Raw genomic sequence first — 3,435 nt, 5'->3', positions numbered from 1 at the left:
AAGATAAATAATATTCTAAAACCATCAGAATAAGTCATTCAAGAAATAAGTATGGTTCAAAAATAATAAAATGGAAATAATGCAATGAGCATTCAATTAGTATTAAATAAAAATCGTAAAAACGGTGTACCCGTTAAAATTTATACCTCAGATGTTGAGCAAGGCGCGATGCAGCAGTTACGTAATTTGGCGCAGCTAGAGTTTGTTCACTCGCATATTGCGGTGATGCCTGATGTGCATGTAGGTAAGGGCGCGACGGTTGGCAGTGTGATTCCGACCAAGTCAGCCATCATTCCAGCGGCAGTGGGCGTCGATATCGGCTGTGGCATGAACGCTGTACGTCTATCACTGACGGCAAACGATTTGCCTGATAGCTTGAAGTCATTGCGGTCGATAGTGGAGCAGCAAGTACCTGTCGGCTTCAACATGCACAAGCAAATCCAAGCCAAAAACTCAACGCTTGACCCCTTAGGAAAGCACCTAAAACCTATCACTGACAAACATCCAGGTTTGCTCAAAATGCTGAAAGGTTTTGAGCGTACTTGGGCAAAACAGTTGGGCACGTTAGGTGGTGGCAACCATTTCATTGAGCTGTGCTTGGATGAGAATAACGACGTCTGGGTAATGCTGCATTCGGGAAGTCGAGGCATCGGTAACTGTATCGGTCGCTACTTTATTAATTTGGCTAAAAAAGAACGTCAATCACGTTTTGGTCATGTGCCCGACCGCGATTTGGCTTATTTTGCCGAAGGCTCTGATAGCTTTGCCGATTATGTCGAGGCGGTTGGCTGGGCGCAAGATTATGCAATGGAAAACCGCCGCGAGATGATGCGTTTAGTGATTAAGTCATTACAGTCACCACAAGCGGGGTTGCCGAGGTTTCAGCTGACCAAAGAAGCCATCAACTGTCATCATAATTATGTCAACGAAGAGGTGCATTTTGGTGAGCAGGTCTATGTGACGCGCAAAGGCGCCATCAGTGCATACGATGGCGAACTAGGTATCATTCCAGGCTCTATGGGTGCGAAATCATTCATCGTGCGCGGCTTGGGTAACGACGAATCTTTTTGTTCGTGTTCACACGGTGCAGGTCGTCAGATGAGTCGAGGTAAAGCGGTACGCGCGTTTACTGTCGATGAGCTAAAAGCACAGACAGACGGCGTCGAATGTCGTAAAGACAAAGGCGTTATCGATGAAATACCTGGTGCTTACAAAGACATTGATGAGGTAATGGCGAACCAAACCGACTTGGTCGAAGTGGTGCATACGCTGAAGCAAGTCATGTGTATCAAAGGCTAATACCAAGCCTGCAAATCATTTTAGCTTCGTCAACATTGCCTAATGTACTAATCGTTTAATGTACTAGATGTGCAATTTCCGCTCGTTTTTCTCGCTAAGATGGTTTTCGGCATTGGTCTCTAAATAGCATTAAAGAATAGGTAACAATATGAGCTTAAAACAAACCTTAAAAAAGGCCAAACAGATTGAACGGCAGTTAGAGCAGCAAGCTGAATCAGGTGCTCAGCATTCGCTTGGAGTAGTCAAACCACGTAATTATTTGGCACTGGATCCGCTCTTGAGAAAGGGTGGTATTCATGAAAAAGAAGACATCGATATCGTCCGTAGAAAACGCCGCCGTGAGACGAAGCAGCGTTTGCGTCAGACGGATTGGTTGTCAGAATGATGATCTGCTGTAATTTACCAAAAAAAGCCCTTTCGTTATATTTAGCGAAAGGGCTTTTTCTTATATAGGGCCAGTATTTTTCTTAGTATCGTTATTTTCAGTATCGTTATTTTCAGTATCGTTATTTTCAATGCGACCTAAGCCAACACTTCAATTAACTCACCTTTGACCATGTGCGGGCTAACAAAATCCGTCACACGCACGTTGACGATTTTACCGAGCAGTTCGTCCATTTGTGCAACGTCATAAGGGAACATAACCGTACGTGTGTTGTCTGCCGTTCCGATTAAGCAGTCAGGATGACGATTGGCAACCTGCTCAACCAAGACGCGAGTGGTAGTACCGACCATTTCATGAGTTTTAGCGAGTGTCGAATCAACGATTACTTTTTGGAACTCTGCAAGGCGTGCTTTTTTGGTGGTGAAGCTCACATCGTCAGGTAACTCCGCAGCCGGTGTGCCTGGACGTTTAGAGTAGATGAAGCTATAAGAATGATCGAAGTTCAATTCTTTGGCCAAGTTTAAAGTATCTTGGAAGTCTTGATCGGTTTCACCAGGGAAGCCAATGATAAAATCGCTCGATAAGTGAATATCGGGACGAATGGCTTTTAGCTTATCAATCTGATTGATATAAACATCAATCGTATGATTGCGTTTCATCGCTGCCAGAATAGCATTGGAGCCACTTTGAACAGGCAAGTGCAAGTGTGAGACTAGCTCTGGTAATTGTGCATAAGCATCAATAATATCGTCGGTAAATTCTAGCGGATGGCTTGTGGTATAACGAATGCGCTCGACACCATCGATGTGCGAAACATAATGTAGTAGCTCAGCGAAACGGCAAATACTGCCATCGTCTTTTTCACCGCGATAGCCGTTGACGTTTTGACCCAGTAAGTTGATTTCACGGATACCTTGGTCTGCCAAGCTGTCGATTTCAGCCAAGACGTCGTCTAGTGGACGAGACAACTCTTCACCGCGGGTATAAGGCACGACGCAAAATGAGCAATATTTAGAGCAGCCTTCCATGATAGAGACAAAAGCTTTATAGCCTTCGACACGAGGTTCAGGTAAAAAATCAAACTTTTCGATACTAGGGAAAGATACGTCAATCGTACCGATTCGGTTTTTCGGTGAGATATCGCGCTGCTCGTTCGACTGGTCATATAATTCTGGCAAACGGTGCAAAGTCTGCGGTCCAAAAACCATATCGACATAAGGCGCACGCTTTTGAATGTTGTCGCCTTCTTGTGAAGCCACACAACCGCCCACGCCGATGACAAGATCGGGGCGTTTTTCTTTTAGCTTGCGCCAGCGACCCAGCTCTGAAAACACTTTCTCTTGCGCTTTTTCACGGATAGAGCAGGTGTTCATCAATAGCACATCAGCTTCATCTATATCGTGCGTGACCTCCATGCCGTGCGAGTCACCGAGCACGTCTAGCATCTTGTCAGAATCATAGACATTCATCTGGCAGCCTTGAGTAGTGACGAAAACTTTTTTCGCCGCAGCTTTACTGACAGGAGATTGAGCTGAACTTGGTTCTTTGAGTGCAGTGACGGTAGGTGCAGTAGCAGTTTTTGCGGCAGCGTCGTCATTGATGCGGGGGTTAAATACAGTAACACTCATAAGGATAAGTCCGTGATTGACTAAAGATATAGCGGGGTAGCCGTTTAATAGGTGGCGTATTTTATCACAACCCTCTGCCAATGTGAAAAATTAGCAAGGGTAATTGGTGGCTATTATGATAGA

At 45.0% G+C, this 3,435-nt stretch carries 3 protein-coding genes; 2 read left to right on the top strand and 1 reads right to left on the bottom strand.

Annotation, left to right across the window (positions count from 1 at the left end):
• The first annotated feature begins 84 nt into the window (after positions 1–84).
• Together L0J61_RS10105 and L0J61_RS10100 are read left to right on the top strand one after the other, a co-directional pair.
• Positions 85–1,299, top strand: a complete 1,215-nt coding sequence (locus L0J61_RS10105; RefSeq protein WP_301466318.1) for an RtcB family protein — start codon at positions 85–87, stop codon at positions 1,297–1,299.
• A gap of 148 nt (positions 1,300–1,447) precedes the next feature.
• A complete protein-coding gene (locus tag L0J61_RS10100; RefSeq protein ID WP_301466317.1) occupies positions 1,448–1,684 on the top strand; it encodes a hypothetical protein in 237 nt (78 codons plus the stop codon).
• 137 nt (positions 1,685–1,821) lie between these two features.
• On the opposite strand, the gene miaB is transcribed toward L0J61_RS10100, so the two are convergent.
• A complete protein-coding gene (miaB, locus tag L0J61_RS10095; protein ID WP_301466316.1) occupies positions 1,822–3,312 on the bottom strand; it encodes a tRNA (N6-isopentenyl adenosine(37)-C2)-methylthiotransferase MiaB in 1,491 nt (496 codons plus the stop codon).
• Between the last annotated feature and the right edge of the window lie 123 nt (positions 3,313–3,435).

Source organism: Psychrobacter sp. (assembly GCF_030457785.1).
GTDB lineage: Bacteria > Pseudomonadota > Gammaproteobacteria > Pseudomonadales > Moraxellaceae > Psychrobacter.
This window is presented reverse-complemented; position numbering and strand designations above follow the sequence as displayed.

Excerpts from the sequence above, each read along its gene's own strand:
- L0J61_RS10100 (WP_301466317.1), top strand. The coding sequence starts at position 1,448 with ATGAGCTTAAAACAAACCTTAAAAAAGGCCAAACAGATTGAACGGCAG.
- miaB (WP_301466316.1), bottom strand. The coding sequence starts at position 3,312 with ATGAGTGTTACTGTATTTAACCCCCGCATCAATGACGACGCTGCCGCA.
- L0J61_RS10105 (WP_301466318.1), top strand. The coding sequence starts at position 85 with ATGAGCATTCAATTAGTATTAAATAAAAATCGTAAAAACGGTGTACCC.